Origin of the sequence: Methylocella sp. (assembly GCF_041905455.1) — a bacterium.
In the GTDB taxonomy this organism is placed as follows: domain Bacteria; phylum Pseudomonadota; class Alphaproteobacteria; order Rhizobiales; family Beijerinckiaceae; genus Methylocapsa.
On the sequence record NZ_JAYRLA010000025.1, the window covers coordinates 15,627 to 31,133 of the forward strand.

Here is a 15,507-nt window from a genome sequence, read left to right on the forward strand (position 1 = left end):
CGGCGAGCCCGGGCCGCCGCTCACCATAGGTCGCGCGAAGCCCTGAAACAATCGCGCGCGGCCCGTCGCGTGCCGCAGCGCACGGAGGGTTGATCCCCGATGGCGATGCTGTGGCGCCGGCATCTCATTTGGGCTATGCCGGAACGAGGTTTTTCAACGCTCCGGGCCATGGAACGCAAAGGTTTTTCACCTCATCCATTTTCAATCCGGGCGGAGGCCGCGATGACGCTGATCCTGACGATCGAGAACGAGCAGAGCCTGCCGAACGGGGCTCCGACCTGCGTCAGGCTGACCGATGGACGCGGCGTCGACATCGGCCGCTCGGCGAACGTCGACTGGCCGCTGCCCGACCCGACCCGCTTCATCTCCGGGCGCCATTGCGAGGTGCGCTTCCGCGACGGCGCCTACTGGCTGAACGACATCTCGACCAACGGCACCTTCGTCAACGACGGCGCCCGCCGCGTGCAGGCGCCCTATCTCCTGCGCCACGGCGACCGGCTGGCGATCGGCTCCTACGTCATCGCGGTCGCGATCGAGGAGACGAAGGCGGACGCGCCCGCGCCGCCCGAGCCGGAGGTCGCCCGCGAGGCTCCCGCGACCGCCGGGACGGACGAAACCACGCGCGGGCTCGAGGAGGCCGCGTCCGTCGCCGCGCCGGCCGCGACGCCCGCGGCGGCGCCCGAGGAGATCGCCCGCGCCCGGGCGGCGGCGGCGCTGTCCGGGCGTCCATTCACGGTGATCCGCCCGCTCGGGCCGTTCCCGCAGCCCGCCGCGCCGCGGCCGAACGAGGAGGCGGCGCTGTGGGCCGCGTCCTCCTCGTCGGCCGGCGCCGCGCCCGACCTGTGGAGCCTCGAGGCCGAACCCGAGCCGGCCGAACCCGCGCCGGTCGAATCCCACGAAATCGCCCCGCCGGCGGCCGCCGAAGACGCCGCGCCCATCCTCGAGGCGCGCGCCCCGGACGAGGAGCCCGCCGCGCCGGCGCCGGGCCGCGAGGCGCAACCGGAGCCGCGCGCGCAGGACGAATCCGCCGCGCCCGCCGAGGCGCAGGAGAAGTTGGCGCCGGAGAGGTCCGCGCTGGAGGCGCCGGCGTCGGGCGGGCCGAGCGCCGAGGATTTCCTGCGCGCCTTCGCGAAGGGCGCCGGAATTCCCGACCACATCTTCGCGCGCAAGGACCCGATCAAGGCGGCCGAGGAGCTCGGCGCGCTGACCCGCCTCGCGGTCGAGGACCTGACCCAGCTCCTGTCGGCGAGGTTCAAGGCGAAGCGCTTCGCGCGGGCGTCGAGCCAGACGATGATCCAGGCGCTCGACAACAATCCGCTGAAATTCGCCCCGACCACCGACGACGCGCTGAAGATCATGTTCGGCCCGCGCACCAGCGGCTATCTCGACGCGCGGCGCGCCTTCGAGGGAGCGTTTTCCGACCTCAAGGCGCATCAGCTCTACACTTTCGCGGCGATGCAGCAGGCGGTGCGGATGCTCGTCGAGGACCTCGACCCGAAGTCGATCGAGGCCGCCGCCGGGGACGAAGGCCGCCTCGCCGCCCTGTTCGGCGGACGCAAGGGACGCCTGTGGGATCTCTTCCTCGCCCGCTGGCAGGCGAAGAGCCTGCGCCACGAGGACGGGCTGGTCGACGCCTTCATGCTTTATTTCGCGGAATGCTACGATCAGGCCAAGGACGGCGCATGAATCGGCGCCGGGCGCTCGAGGTTCCTGTGAATTTCGCGCGGCCGCCCGCGTCCGGGGGCGCCGCTTCAAGGTTTGCGCGTAGGATCGGGCGGCGATGAACGAGGACGAAAACGCAAAAGACGCGGCGGGCGACGAGCCGTCCCGCGAGCCCGAGCGCGACGACCGGACGATCTTCCGTCCGGCCGCCCCCGCCGCGCCGCCGCCGGCCGACATGACCGTCGTCTCCTTTCTCGAGGACCGCACCGTGTTCCGGCCCAATCCCGCCGGCCGGCGCGCGCCCCCGCCGCCTGCGGCCGAGCCCGCGGCGGCCCCGCCCACGCGGCAGGCGCTGGCCCAGAGCGACGCGCTCGCCGCGCCCAACGCCAACCCGCTCATGCAGGCGGCGGCGCCGCTGCTCCTGCTGCTCGGGCGGCTGCGCTCGGCGCGCGCGCGGGCGCAGGGGCGCAACACCGCGCCGCAGATCGCCGCCGCGATCGAGGCGGCCGAGCGCGCCATGCTCGGCGCGGGCGTCGCGCCGGAGGAGGCGAAGAGCGCCAAATTCGCCCTGTGCGCGGCCGCCGACGAGGTGATCTCCAATCTTCCGGCCGAAGAGCGCGGCGGCGCGCAGGCCGGCCTCGTCACCCGCTTCTTCGGCGAGAGCGACGGCGCGCGCCGCCTCTATGAGGAGATCGCGCGGGCGAGCTCGGACCCGTCCGCCCATCACGGCCTCATCGAGCTGCTGCACGCCTGCCTCGCCCTCGCCTTCTCGACGCGCGAGGCCGAGATGGCGCGCGCGCAGCTCGGCGACCTTATCGACCGCTCCTCGCCCGCCCCCGCCGCGCTGTCGCCGCGCTGGCGCGGCCAGCCGCTGCCGGCGCGCGCTATGCGCCTTCGCGTTCCTTTGTGGGCGGCGTGCGGGCTCGCCGCGCTCGCCGTCTTCGGCGCCTATGTCGGCTTCCGCCTGTCGCTCGGGGCGAAGGCCGAGGCCGCCGCCGCCATGGCGGCGGGGCTCGCGCCGACGGGCCCGGTCGAGATCGCCCGCACGGCGCAGGTCGAGCCGCCGCCGGCCCCGCCGCCGAGCCCGGCGCAGGTCTCCCAGCTCGACCACATCCGCACCGTGCTCGCCCCCAACATCGCCGCCGGCGCGCTCAGCGTCGAGCCGAGCGCCAACCAGATCGTCATCCGCATCGTCGACCGCAGCCTGTTCCAGCCGGGCAAGTCCGCCCTGCTCGAGGACGTGAAGCCGTTGATGATGTACGTCGCCATGGCGCTCGACGACGGGCGCGGCGCGGTCAGGGTCGTCGGCCATTCCGACAACACGCCGATCTCCAACGCGCGCTTCGCCTCCAATTTCGAGCTGTCGCTCGATCGGGCCAAGGCCGTCGCCGCGCTCCTCAAGCAGTCGCTGACCAATCCCGAGCGGGTCGAGACGGAGGGCAAGGGGGCCGACGCGCCGATCGCCCCCAACGACACGCCGGAGGGGCGCGCGAAGAACCGGCGCGTCGAGATCATCGTCCCGCGCAGCGACTAGCGCTTGCGGACGGGCGGGAGGATTGAACGAGGCGTTTCCGGCAGGCGGATTTCGATGACCACCAAATTCTGGCTCCGCATCCTGATCAGCCTCGTCGGCGCGCTGGCGCTCGCCGCGCTGATCTGGTTCGCCGCCCCGCTTCTCTCCTTCGACGGGAGCCATCCGCTCGAGGAGGCCGCCCCGCGCCTCGCCCTCATGGCGATCGCGCTCGCGCTGATCGGCGGCGTCGGCGCCGTCCGCCTCGCGCGACGGCGCGCGGGCGCGCGGCGCATCGCCCGCAGCCTCGCCGAGGACGGCGACGCCCCGGTGCTCGCCGAGCGCATGGCGCAGGCGCTGGCGACGCTGCGCGCGCGCGGCGGGCGCGCCAGCTATCTCTACGACCTGCCCTGGTATGTGCTGATCGGCCCGCCGGGCTCCGGCAAGACCACGGCGCTGGTCAATTCCGGCCTCGAGTTTCCGCTCGCCGCGCAGGGCGACGCGCGCGCCGTCGCCGGCGTCGGCGGCACGCGCTATTGCGACTGGTGGTTCACGCAGGACGCCGTGCTGATCGACACGGCCGGCCGCTACACGACGCAGGATTCGGACGCCAAGGCCGACCAGAAGAGCTGGCTCGCCTTCCTCGCGCTCCTGAAGAAGAACCGCCCGCGCCAGCCGATCAACGGCGTCCTCGTCGTCATCAGCCTCGAGGACCTCCTGACGCTTCCGTCCGACGACGTCCTCGCCCACGCAGACGCCGTGCGGGCGCGGCTCGTCGAGCTGCACGACGGGCTCAAGGTCGATTTCCCGGTCTACGCCGTGTTCACCAAGGCCGACCTCGTGCTCGGCTTCATGGAGATGTTCGGCGGCCTCGACGAAGCGGGGCGGGCGCAGGTGTTCGGCGCGACCTTCCAGACCATGGACAAGAGGAAGTCCATGCTGGCGCAGGCGCCGGCGGAGTTCGCCGCCCTGATCGAGCCGCTGAACCGCCTCGCGCGGCGGCGTCTCGACGAGGAGAAGGACGCCGGCGAACGCGTGCTCGCCTTCGGCTTTCCCGCCCAGATGGCGGCGCTCGAGAAGCCGGCGCTCGGCTTCCTCGACGCGGTGTTCGATCCCGCGCGCTACCGCGTCGCCGCGCCGCTGCGCGGATTCTATTTCACCTCCGGCACGCAGGAAGGCGCGCCGATCGACCAGCTGCTCGGGGCGCTGGCCAGGAGCTTCGGCGCGCAGGCGGCCGGCGCGAAGCTTCTCTCCGGGCAGGGCAAGAGCTTCTTTCTGACCGACCTCTTGAAGAAGGTGGTGGTCGGCGAGGCGGGCTGGGTGTCGACCGGACGCGCGCGCCGGCTCGCGCGCATGGCGGCGTTCGCGGCGCTCGCCGTCGCGACCCCCCTCGCCCTGTTCGCGATGTGGCTCGGCTACGCGAGGAGCATGGACGCGATCGCCCGCTTCGAGGAGGCTGCGCTCGCCTATCCGGCCGCCGCGCGCGGCGTCGGGACGGCGGACGTCGTCGCCGAGCGCGACTTCGCCAAGGCGCTGCCGGCGCTCCATGCGCTGCGCTTCCTGCCCGGCGGCTACGCCGAGGCGCGCGCGCAGGGCTCCGACCTCGGGCTCAGCCAGGCCGAGCGGCTGCGCTCGGCGGCGCAGGGCGCCTATGACGCCGGCCTCGAGCGGCTGCTGCGCCCGCGCCTCGTCTACCGGCTCGAGGAGCTGCTCGCGCAGCCGGGCGGCGACCCGAAAGACAGGTTCGACGCGCTGAAGGCCTATCTGATGCTCGGCGGCCTCAAGACCGCCGACCGCCAGCTGATCGCCTCGGTCGTCGGCCGCGACTGGTCGGAGACGCTTTATCCCGGCGCCAAGAACGCCGAGGGACGCAAGGAGCTCGAGCAGCACCTTTCCGCCCTTCTCGAGCTCGAGACGCCCGGCGCGCCGCTCGTCAAGCTCGACGGGCCGCTCGTCGAGAAGGCGCAGGCCGCGCTCGCCGCGCAAAAGCCCGCCGAGCGCGCGCTGGCGCTGATGGAGGCGAGGGCGAAGGCGACGCTGCGGCCGGACTGGTCGGCGGCGAAGGCCGGCGGCGCCGGCGCGCTCGTCGTCTTCGAGCCCTCGATCGAGGCGGCGACCACGCCCTATTTCTTCACGAAGGCCGGGTTCGAGGGCTTCGTCAAGGCGCTCCCCGCGACGCTGGAGGAGACGGCGCGCGACCGCTGGGCCCTCGGCGCGGCCGGCGAGACGCCGGAGGCTTCGGCCCAATACGACCGGCTCGGCCCGGACGTCGTCGACCTCTACGCGAAACGCTTCGTCGACGCCTGGCGCAAGGCGCTCGAAGCCCTGAAGACGCGCAAGCTCACCGCCGACCGCCCGGCCTATCCGCTGCTCAGCGCGGCCTCCTCGGTCACTTCGCCCTTCGCCGGCGTCCTCGAGTCGGTCCGCGACGAGACGACCCTTTCCGCCGGCGCGCCGGCGCGCTCCGCCGGGGCCGACGCGGACGCGGGCGCGCAGCCGCAGGATGCGTCGGGCGAGGCCGCGGCGAAGACGATCGAGGCGGCGCTGTCGCCCTACGCCAGGCTTGTCGAAGGCGATCCGGGCGCGCGCCCGATCGACCGGGCGCTCGCCGAGCTCAACGAACTGCGCCTCGACCTCGCCCGCCTCGCCGGCGACGGCGTGGCGCCCGGCGACCTCGCCGAGCGGGTCGGCGGCGGGGCCGCCCGGCTGACGTCGCTCACCGCGGACATGCCCGCGCCCTTCGCCGCGATCTTCGCCGCCGCCGCCGCCGACGTCAAAGGCGAGATCGGCGCCTCCGGCGTCGCGCGCACGCTGGCGAAGCTGCGCGCCGACGTCGCCCTGACCTGCCAGGAGAAGATCGCCAGCCGCTACCCCTTCGACAAGACCGCCGTGCGCGACGTCGAGCTCGAGGATTTCGCGAAGATGTTCGGGCCGCGCGGCCTCATCGACGGCTTCGCCGCGGCCAATCTCGTCCCGGCGCTCGACGCCTCGGGCGGCAAATGGCGCCTCAAACCCGATTCGCCGCTGGCGGGCGCCGTCGGCGAGGCCTCGCTCGAGGCGTTCCGGCGCGCGGCGGACATCCGCGCCGCCTATTTCGCCGGCGACCAGCAGACCCCCGGCTTCTCGACGACGATCACGCCGCCGGCGGCCGCCGGAACGCGGCTCGACGTCGACGCTATCTCGATCCTGTCCGGGCAGGGGCCGACGCAGGTTCCCTGGCCAGGCGAGGCCGAGCTGCACCGCGCCCTCCTCACCGTCCGGTCGAGCGCCGCGCAGCCGCCGATGCTGCTGAAGCAGGGCCTGTGGTCGCTGCACCGGCTGATCGACGCCGCCGAGGTCGACGGGCCGCGCGCCTCGTTCCAGCTCGGAGGCAAGACGCTGGTGTTCCGCATCGTCTCGACCCCGGCGAGCCCGCAGGCGGAGATGAAGCCGCTCGACCTCGAGGCGCTGCGCGCCTTCCGCTGCCCCGACGGAAGCTGAGGCGATGCGCTGCGGCCTCTACGGCAAGCTGCCGGCCAGGCGCGATTTCGTCGCCGCCTTCGCGCCGCGCGCCTTTTTGCGCCTCTTCGAGCCGTGGATCGACGCCGGCCTGCGCGAGGGGCGCGCGCGCTACGGCGCGGAAGGCTTCGCGCGGGGATACGCGCACGCGCCGATCTGGCGCTTCTGGCTCGATCCACGCCTCGCTGGCGAAGCCTTCGCCGGCGCGATGACGGCCTCGGTCGACGCGCTCGGCCGCCTCTATCCGCTCGCCCTCATGGGCTACGACGACGCGGCCCCGCCGCCCCCGCCCGACCGCGACCCGCGCGAAGCCTGGTTCCTCGCGCTCGAGGAGCTGCTTCTCGACGCGCTCGACCCGCTCGCCTCGCTCGACGCGCTCCTCGCCCGGCTCGAGAGCCTGCGCGCCCTGGCGGGCGGGACGGACGAAAGCGGCTCGGCCGCCGCGACGGCCTTCGCCGACCTGCGCCGCGCGAGCGAAGGCGAGGCCGGAAGTTTCTGGTGGACGATCGGCGGCGCGGGCGTCGCCCCGGCGGCCTTCGTCGCGGCGGGGCTGCCGGAGGCCGGCGCCTTCGCCGCCATGTTCGGCCCGGCCGGGGAGCAGGAAACGAGGCAAGACGAGACGGCGCGCGCGCAGGACGCGCGAAGCGCCGCGCTGGAGCTGAAAGACGGCGGCGGAGACGGCCGGTCGGAGGACGACGCGCCATGAAGCAGAGCTTTGGAAATTTCGACTGCGCCGCCGCGACCGACGTCGGCAAGGTGCGGCTCGAGAACGAGGACGCCTTCCTGCTCGCGCCCGAGCGCGGCGTCTTCGCCGTCGCGGACGGCATGGGCGGCCACGAGGCCGGGCGGCTCGCCAGCGCCGTCGTCGTCGAGGAGCTCGGCAGGCTCGACGAGCCGGCCTCGGTCGCCGAGTTGCTGGCCCGCTGCCGCGAGCGGCTGGCGCGGGCCAACGCCCGGCTCATCGGCGTCGCCGCCGAGCGCGGCGCCGTCGTGATGGGCGCGACGGTGGCCGCGCTGCTCGCCTGGGAGGGCTACTACGCCTGCGTGTGGTCGGGCGACAGCCGCATCTATCTCGTGCGGCGCGGCGCGATCGCCCAGCTCTCGCGCGACCATACGGAAGTCGCCGAGCTCGTCGCCGAAGGCGTGCTGACCGCGCAGGAGGCGCAGAGCTGGCCGCGCCGCAACGTCATCACGCGGGCCGTCGGCGTCTACGCCGAGCTCGACCTCGAGGTGACGCAAGGGGTGCTCGAGAAAGGAGACGTGTTCGTCATCTGCTCTGACGGCCTGACGACGCATGTGTCCGACGCCGAGATCGGCGAGGCGATCCGCCTCGCGCCGCCGGCGGAGGCCTGCGCGCGGCTCGTCGCGCTGACCCTCGAGCGCGGCGCGAGCGACAATGTGACGGTGCTCGCCATCCGCTACGCGCCGACCGGCTCGACCGTGGTCTTTGCGCAGGACGAGGCGGCGAAGGCGCGCTGGCCGAAGCGATGAGCCAGGCGCCCGCCTTCGGCGCGGCCCGGCCGATCATTCCGGCGGGGACCCAGCTCAACGGCATCTACGAGATCGACGAGCCGATCGCCGCCGGCGGCATGGGCGAAATCTACAAGGGCCACGCCATCCAGACCGGCGATCCGGTCGCGATCAAGCTGATCCGCTCCGACCTCGCCGAGGCCGAGGCCGCCTTCGCGCTGTTCCGCAAGGAGGCGTCGGCGCTGCACAACCTCTATCACGAGGCGATCGTCCGCTATTACGTCTTCACTATCGACCCCGTCCTCGGGCGCCCCTATCTCGCCATGGAGTATGTCGACGGCCAGTCGCTGTCGGCCATGCTGCGCGGCGGCCCGCTCGCCTTCGAGGCGGCGCTGCGCCTCGTCCAGCGCATCGCCGCGGGCCTTTCCGCCGCCCATGAGCGCGGCATCGTCCACCGCGACGTCTCGCCCGACAATATCATCATTCCCGGCGGCGACATGGGCCGCGCCAAGATCATCGACTTCGGCATCGCCCGCTCGACGCGGCTCGAGGACGAGGGCACGGTGATCGGCGCGGGCTTCGCCGGCAAATATAATTACGTCTCGCCCGAGCAGCTCGGCCTCCACGGCGGGCGGATCACCCCGAAGTCGGACATCTACAGCCTCGGCCTCGTGCTCGCCGAAGCGCTGCGCGGGACGCCGATCGACATGGGCGGCAACCATGTCGACGTCATCGAGAAGCGCCGCGCCGTGCCCGAGCTCGGCGCCGTCGACGCGCGCCTGCGCCCGCTCATCGAGCGCATGCTCGAGCCCGACCCCGCCGACCGGCCGGCCTCGATGGCCGAGGTCGCGGCGTTCCGCGCCGACGCGCCGGCGGCGCCGCGTCCGCGTCCGAAGCCGGCGGTCCGGGCGCCCGCGCAATCGCTCGGGCCGCCGCGGCGCGGGCTGACCTTCGGACGGCTGACGGCGGCGCTCGCCGGCCTCGCGCTGATCGGGCTGGCGGCGGGCGCGCCCGCTATCTACCGGGCGCTGCGCCCGGCGCCGGCCGCGCCCGCTCCGGCGCCGGCGCTGCAGGACGAGGCGAGCCCCGCGGCGTCCGCGCCCACGCCGCAAGCCGCGCCGCAAGCCGCGCCTCAGGCCGCGCCGGCGCTCCCCGCCTCCGGCCCGGGCCTCGCGCCGATGGAGATGGCGTCCGTCGAGCCGGAGCTTCCCGCCGCCCCGCCGGGCGATTCGGCGAGCCTTTCCGCGCGCAAGACGGCGCTCGCCGCCCTCGCCCGCTCGCTCGCCGACTACGACGGCGGCGACTGCTTCTACGCCCGCGCCGTCGAGCTCGCGGACGGCGCTCCCGCCGTCGAAGGCTTCGGCGCCTCGACCGTCCCCTTCCGCGCCCTCGACGCCGCGCTGGCCAGGCCCGGGAGCGAGGCGGACATCGGGGTGCGGCAAGTCGCCGCGCCGCAATGCGCGGCGCTCGATTTCCTCGACGATCTGCGCCGGTCGGGCGCGCCGCCGGTGCGCCTCGAGCTCGCCGCCGCCGCCGCGCGGGCGGGCGAGACGCTGGCCGGATCGCTCAAGGGCGCGGACGGCCGCGAGGCGAGCGCGCTCGTCGTCGGGGCCGACGGCGTCGCCCGCCTCGCCGCGCTGACGCGCGAGGCGGAGGGCGACTCCTACCGGCTCTCGATCCCGGCCGGCGCGGACGGCGCGGCGCCCGGGCTCGCCCTCGTCGTCGCCGTCGTCTCGCCCAAGCCGTTGACGAGCCTGCGGATCGGAGCCGCGGGAGCGCCGGCCGCCAGGCTCTTTCCGCAGATCATGGCCGAGGCGGAGCGCGGCGGCTTCGCCGTCGCCGCCGACCTGCGCAGCTTCAGGCTCGACCGGTAGGCGGCGGGCTGCGCCCGGGCCGGCGCGGCGCCGCGTTGTGCGAAAATTCACGGACGCCGGCGTGAAATCACGGCAGGTTGAGTATTTGAATGATTTTAAACTGGGATTGACTCGCCTGCTCTTCCATAGAGCCGGTCTAAACTTTGCGTATGCGTTGCGAAACGCCTGTTTTTCCTATAATAAGTCCGTCATCGCCTTCGGATCGCGCATTGGCCGTAGTGAGCTTGGTGTCTCGATGATCGTGTGTTCGTGCAACGTCCTCAGCGACGCGAAGATCAAGTCCGCGATCGACGCGCATGACGCGATGGGGCCGCGCACGCCGACCGCGCTCTATAAATGTCTCGGCTGCAGCCCCAATTGCGGGCGCTGCCTGCGGACGATCCGCAAGATCATGGACGACGCCGTGAACGGCCATGGGAACGTCCGTCCGGGCGGCCATGGCGCGACGGAATCGGTTGCGGGCTGCGCCGGCCTCGAAGGCTGCGGCCATGCGCACGAGGCCTGCCCGCGCCGCGCGGAGATTCCCGCCTTCGTCGCCGCCCAGCTCGAGGCCGCCTATCCCGCCGAGTGAGCGCGGCGAGCGGAACAGCTGCGAAAGTCTTGCGCGCCGGCCCGCTCCCCTTCGGCGGGCCGTTCTGCTAAAGGGGCGCATGTCCAGCGCGCGCAAGCCTCCCCGTCCGCCCTTCAAGGGCGCGTCGAAGACCAATCCCGCCCGATCGGCCTCCACCCGCAAGCCGCGGCTCGCGCCGCTTGTCGGCGAGCGCGCGCCGGCGGGCGCGGCGCCCGCGCGCGACGCGCCCGAGCGGATCGCCAAATACATCGCCCGCGCCGGCGTCTGCTCGCGCCGCGACGCCGAGGCGATGATCGCCGAGGGACGGGTGAGCCTCAACGGCGTGGTCCTGACCTCGCCCGCGGTCAACGTCGGCCCGCGCGACGCGGTCGCCGTCGACGGCGCGCCGCTCGCCGCCCGCGCGCGCACCCGGCTCTTCCTGCTGCACAAGCCGCGCGGCCTCGTCACCACCGAGCGCGATCCGCAGGCGCGCCCGACGGTGTTCGACCATGTGCGCGCGCGCTTTCCCGACGCGCCGCGGCTCGTCAGCGTCGGGCGGCTCGACATCAACACCGAGGGGCTCCTGCTGCTGACCAACGACGGCGGCCTCGCCCGCGCGCTGGAGCTGCCCTCGACCGGCTGGGTCCGGCGCTACCGGGTGCGGGCCAAGGGTGAGATCGACCAGGGCGCGCTCGACGCGCTGCGCCATGGCGTCAGCGTCGAGGGCGTCGACTACGCGCAGATCGAGGCGACGCTCGACCGCCGCCAGGGCGCGAATTGCTGGCTGACGATGAGCCTGCGCGAAGGCAAGAACCGCGAGATCAAGCGCGTGCTCGAGCATCTCGGGCTCGAGGTCAACCGGCTGATCCGCGTGAGCTTCGGCCCGTTCCAGCTCGCCGACCTCGCGGAGGGCGCGCTGGAGGAGGTCCCGACCCGCGTGCTGCGCGACCAGCTCGGCGCGAAGCTCGCCGCGGCGGCGGGAGCGGATTTTTCCGCGCCGCTCGGCGACGCGCCGGCGCCCGAGGCGCCGCGTGCGCGGGAGGAGCCCCGGCGGGGTGCGCGGGAGACGGCGCGAGACGGCGCGCCGCGCGCTTCGCGCGGCGGGGCGCGTCCAGCGCGCAAGGATGAGGAGCGGACCCCGGCGCTGACGCGCGAGGTGGCCGCCCGTCCGCGCAAGCACGTCTCGGCGCTGCGCGAGGAGCGCGCGGAGTCCGCGCGGCGCGTCGAGGAGCCGCGCCGGCGGATCGAACGTTCGGCCACGGCCGACCGCAAGGGCCGCGCCGTCGCGGTCGAGCGGATCAGCATGGCGAAGCCGCCGCGGGCCGAGACGGCGACAGCGGACGGCGGGCGCAGGGACGCGCGTCCGGGAGAGGCGCGGCGCGGGCGCCTCAAGGCCGGCGAGGCGCGCGACGCGGCGCCGCGCGGCGAACGCCGGAGCGGGCGGCGCGCGCCGCCCGGGGACGGCTTCAAGGCGAGCGCCCGGCCGGGCTTCAAGGGCGGCGCGAAGCCCTCCGCCGCCGCGCGAGGCGCCGGAAATGAGGAACGCGCGCAGGCGGGCCGCGCACGAGAAACGAGACGTGAGGACGCGCGGAGCCAGGATGCGCGGAATCAGGACGCGCGGCCGTTCCGGGCGAGGACGCCGCATGCGAAAGGCCCGGGCGCAGACAAAGGCGAAGGCGCGCGCGGCGAGCGCCAGCGCGCGCCGGGCAAGTTTTCGCGCGAACCCGGCAAATTTTCGCGCGGGGACGGCAAGCCGCGCGGAACGGGAAAGCCGCCGCGCGGAAAAGGCGGCCCGCCGCGCGGACCGCGCAAGCCGGGCTAGGCCTTGCGCGTCGTCGGCGGCGAGTTGCGCGGCCGCCCGCTCAAAGCGCCGCGCTCGCGCGACGTCCGCCCGACCGCCGACCGCCTGCGCGGCGCCCTGTTCGACATCCTCGCCCACGCCTACGGCCGCCCGCGCGAAGGCGAGCGCGTCGTCGACCTCTTCGCCGGCACCGGAGCGCTCGCCGTCGAGGCCCTTTCGCGCGGGGCGGGCGAGGCGATCCTGGTCGACGCCGGAAGCGAGGCGCAGGAGCTGATCGCCGGCAATCTCGCGAGCCTCGGCCTCGCAGGCCGCGCCCGCCTCCTGCGGCGCGACGCGCGCAGGCTCGGCCCGGCGCCGGAGGGTTTTTCCTGCGGGCTCGCCTTCCTCGATCCGCCCTACGGACGCGGCCTCGCGAGCCCGGCGCTGCGCGCTCTGCTCGAGGGCGGCTGGCTCGCTGAGGACGCGCTCGTCGTGATCGAGGAGAGCGCGCGCGGCGAGATCGTCTTGCCGCCGGGGCTCGCAGCGCTGGAGACGCGCCGCTACGGCGACGCGCAGGTCCTTTTCGCGCGCCGCAGCTAGATCCGGATTCGTTTGGGTTGGATCGGCCGTGATTCCCAAATCGGGTGTGATCTGATCAAGGTGTCTGCTGGGGGAGGCCAGCAGGGATAAACGGTGAGAATGTGGAGTTGAATGAAGCGCGTCATAAAAGAAGCTCCCGGAGCGGGAGTTTGGTCAGGCGACGTCGGCTTACGCGACAATGTCCCGATTCGTTAGCGTCTCGTGTGGGGCGGCGAAGCTTGCCCGTAATAGTCGAAGACCCAGCGTCGGCGCCGGCTTTCGCCGCGCGTCTCGTCGGGCCAGTCGAGAAGGGATTCGGCGAGGTCGGCGACATTCGCCGTTCCGCCGAGCAGCGCGACGAGCCGACGGAAGGCGATTGCGCAGTCTTCCTAGCTTCGGGCGGCGAGGAGCCTGCGAAAGCGCAGCGCGCTCAGAACGCCGCGCTCGTCGTTCGCCGTCGGCCCGAGGCTCGATGCGATCCTTACGCCCGGTCGATGCTCGCGCACATGGGCGAGCGTGCAGGCGACGAGCGCCGCGCACGAGAAACAGTCGCACGGCAGACTTACGCGAAGCCGAGGAGCTTGCGCTGCTCGCTCCAGTCGGCGGCCAAGTGGGCGGCGCGACGCATCAGGGTTTTCGCGCTGAGCTGCGCCGGCTGGCGGCCTTCGACGATTGCCGCGACGATGTCGGGTGCGAGGAAGGCGAGGCGCAGGACCATATAGAGATGGGCCGCGGAAAGATCCTGCTCGCGCGCGAGGTCGTGGACGGAGAGCACGGGATTCTCGACGAGCCGCGCCCTGGTCTCATGGGCCCGCGCCGGCATGCGCAGCAGGCCTGGATCGGATGTGCGCGAGGCGCTTGCTCCGTCGACGAGGAGGCGGACGCCGCGCCCGACGCGGGAGAGGCGCGCAGGGACGTCGAGGCGGAGAGCTTTGGATGACGCGCCGGCGCTATGAGCTGACCGATCATGAGTGGTCGATTCTGTCGCCGTTGCTTCCGAACAAGCCGCGCGGCGTGCCGCGGGTCGATGATCGACGGGTGCTGAACGGCGTCCTCTGGCGCTTTCGGACGGGATCGCCCTGGGCGGAGATTGCGGAGCGCTACGGTCCGCCGACGACCTGCCGCAACCGCTTTGTCCGCTGGCGCAAGGCGGGCGTCTGGGACCGGCTTCTCGAAGCGGTTTCCACAGCTTGCGACGGCGACATCGTGATGATCGACTCGACCTGCGTCCGCGTCCACCAGCATGCGGCGACGGGAAAAAAGGGGCTCATGACGATGGCGGCATGGGACGTTCCCGCGGCGGGCTCACCAGCAAGATCCACGCGCTCGTCGACGCCGAAGGCCGGCCCGTCAGCCTGCGCCTGACCGCCGGCCAGGTCGCCGACTGCGCCGAAGCCGACGCGTTGACCGACCGCCTCGGCGAAGGCGCCATCCTGCTGGCCGACAAGGGCTATGACAGCGACGCCATCAGAGCCAAGGCGGCGCAGCGGAAGGCCTGGGCCAACATCCCGCCGAAGGCCAACCGCAAGGGCTCCTTCTCATTCTCGAGCTGGGTCTACCGGCGACGCAATCTCGTCGAGCGGTTCTTTAACCGGATCAAGCAATTCCGCGGCGTCGCCACGCGTTATGACAAACGCCCCGAAAACTACCTCGCCGCCGTCAAACTCGTCGCCGCCAGAATCTGGCGTCAAAGCTTATGCGTCGACGGCCTAATATTCCTCCGCCGCATACCCCCATGGCTCGGCCAAAGCGGAACGGCGGCCGGGCGCAAAAAACCGGATTAGGGTGTGGGAAACTGGAATAACTGAAACCCTGACATCCTGATCGCCGCCATCTTGACACCAGATGCGCTATTTTCTCCATTTGCTCTGGGACGCTATTGTATCCCAATGAGAGACCATATTCCGCCCCAGGAAGCGCACTGGCTGAAAGACACGATTTTCACCGTGGGACATTCGACATTGCCGATCGAACGTTTCATCGCGATGCTGAAAACCTATGGCATTGAGCTGCTAGTCGATATCCGCACGATGCCGGCTTCGCGGCATAATCCGCAGTTTGGAAGTGACGCTCTCGCCGCCAGCCTGACCGCGGCGCAGATCGAATATAAGCATATGCCCGCATTGGGAGGCTTGCGGCGCGCCCACAGGGATTCTCCCAACGCCGGTTGGCGCAACAAGAGCTTCCGCGGCTATGCCGATTACATGCAGACCGCAGAGTTCGCCCATGCGGTGGAGACACTTATCAGGATGGGCCGACAAAAGCGGACGGCCATCATGTGTGCGGAGGCGGCGCCTTGGCGCTGCCATCGTTCGCTCGTCGCCGATGCGCTCGACGTGCGCGGGGCGCCGGTGATCGAGATCCTGTCGGAGACCAGCTATCGGCCACATAAGCTGACGCCCTTCGCGCGAGTCGACGGAACCTCGATTATCTATCCTCCCGAGCAACCAAGCTTATTTTAGAGCGCCTAACAAAACCGTCTCAAGGCCCTGAAGCAAATGATAGCGGCGGCGAGGACGATAAAGGCGCGGTAGAGGTCGGCGTGTCGCTCATAGCGGACGACGAGGCGACGGAACTGATTGAT

12 protein-coding genes and 1 pseudogene are annotated in these 15,507 nt (G+C 72.4%); 11 read left to right on the forward strand and 2 right to left on the reverse strand.

Annotated features, from left to right (window positions below; genetic code table 11):
- The first annotated feature begins 222 nt into the window (after positions 1 to 222).
- From tagH to rsmD, 9 genes are all read left to right on the forward strand, one after another.
- Positions 223 to 1,686 carry a type VI secretion system-associated FHA domain protein TagH gene (gene tagH, locus ACE3OG_RS15410; RefSeq protein WP_374310218.1) on the forward strand — a complete coding sequence of 488 codons (1,464 nt, stop codon included), beginning with the start codon at positions 223 to 225 and terminating at the stop codon, positions 1,684 to 1,686.
- Positions 1,687 to 1,780: 94 nt separating this feature from the next.
- Positions 1,781 to 3,196 carry a type VI secretion system protein TssL, long form gene (tssL, locus tag ACE3OG_RS15415; protein WP_374310220.1) on the forward strand — a complete coding sequence of 472 codons (1,416 nt, stop codon included), beginning with the start codon at positions 1,781 to 1,783 and terminating at the stop codon, positions 3,194 to 3,196.
- A 54-nt stretch (positions 3,197 to 3,250) separates the two neighbouring features.
- Entirely contained in the window at positions 3,251 to 6,652 is a 3,402-nt protein-coding gene (tssM, locus tag ACE3OG_RS15420) for a type VI secretion system membrane subunit TssM (protein WP_374310222.1), read from the forward strand.
- Between the two features lie 4 nt (positions 6,653 to 6,656).
- Positions 6,657 to 7,376 carry a type VI secretion system-associated protein TagF gene (gene tagF, locus ACE3OG_RS15425; protein WP_374310224.1) on the forward strand — a complete coding sequence of 240 codons (720 nt, stop codon included), beginning with the start codon at positions 6,657 to 6,659 and terminating at the stop codon, positions 7,374 to 7,376.
- Positions 7,373 to 8,161, forward strand: coding sequence for a PP2C family serine/threonine-protein phosphatase (locus ACE3OG_RS15430; RefSeq protein ID WP_374310226.1), 789 nt, complete (start codon positions 7,373 to 7,375; stop codon positions 8,159 to 8,161). The genes tagF and ACE3OG_RS15430 overlap by 4 nt, the downstream gene beginning before the upstream one ends.
- On the forward strand, positions 8,158 to 10,014 hold the full coding sequence (locus ACE3OG_RS15435) for a serine/threonine-protein kinase (RefSeq protein WP_374310228.1): 1,857 nt from the start codon (positions 8,158 to 8,160) through the stop codon (positions 10,012 to 10,014). The genes ACE3OG_RS15430 and ACE3OG_RS15435 overlap by 4 nt, the downstream gene beginning before the upstream one ends.
- Before the next feature lie 235 nt (positions 10,015 to 10,249).
- Positions 10,250 to 10,585, forward strand: a complete 336-nt coding sequence (locus ACE3OG_RS15440; RefSeq protein ID WP_374310230.1) for a bacterioferritin-associated ferredoxin — start codon at positions 10,250 to 10,252, stop codon at positions 10,583 to 10,585.
- 79 nt (positions 10,586 to 10,664) lie between these two features.
- On the forward strand, positions 10,665 to 12,386 hold the full coding sequence (locus tag ACE3OG_RS15445; protein ID WP_374310232.1) for a pseudouridine synthase: 1,722 nt from the start codon (positions 10,665 to 10,667) through the stop codon (positions 12,384 to 12,386).
- Positions 12,387 to 12,389: 3 nt separating this feature from the next.
- On the forward strand, positions 12,390 to 12,944 hold the full coding sequence (gene rsmD, locus ACE3OG_RS15450) for a 16S rRNA (guanine(966)-N(2))-methyltransferase RsmD (protein WP_374310234.1): 555 nt from the start codon (positions 12,390 to 12,392) through the stop codon (positions 12,942 to 12,944).
- A gap of 191 nt (positions 12,945 to 13,135) precedes the next feature.
- On the opposite strand, the gene casB is transcribed toward rsmD, so the two are convergent.
- A complete protein-coding gene (gene casB / locus ACE3OG_RS15455) occupies positions 13,136 to 13,300 on the reverse strand; it encodes a type I-E CRISPR-associated protein Cse2/CasB (protein ID WP_374310244.1) in 165 nt (54 codons plus the stop codon).
- A 185-nt stretch (positions 13,301 to 13,485) separates the two neighbouring features.
- Entirely contained in the window at positions 13,486 to 13,746 is a 261-nt protein-coding gene (locus ACE3OG_RS15460) for a hypothetical protein (RefSeq protein WP_374310236.1), read from the reverse strand.
- 113 nt (positions 13,747 to 13,859) lie between these two features.
- On the opposite strand from ACE3OG_RS15460, the pseudogene ACE3OG_RS15465 reads away from it, so the two are divergent.
- Positions 13,860 to 14,707: pseudogene (locus tag ACE3OG_RS15465) on the forward strand (IS5 family transposase).
- A gap of 105 nt (positions 14,708 to 14,812) precedes the next feature.
- Entirely contained in the window at positions 14,813 to 15,385 is a 573-nt protein-coding gene (locus tag ACE3OG_RS15470) for a DUF488 family protein (protein WP_374310238.1), read from the forward strand.
- The last annotated feature ends 122 nt before the right edge of the window (positions 15,386 to 15,507 follow it).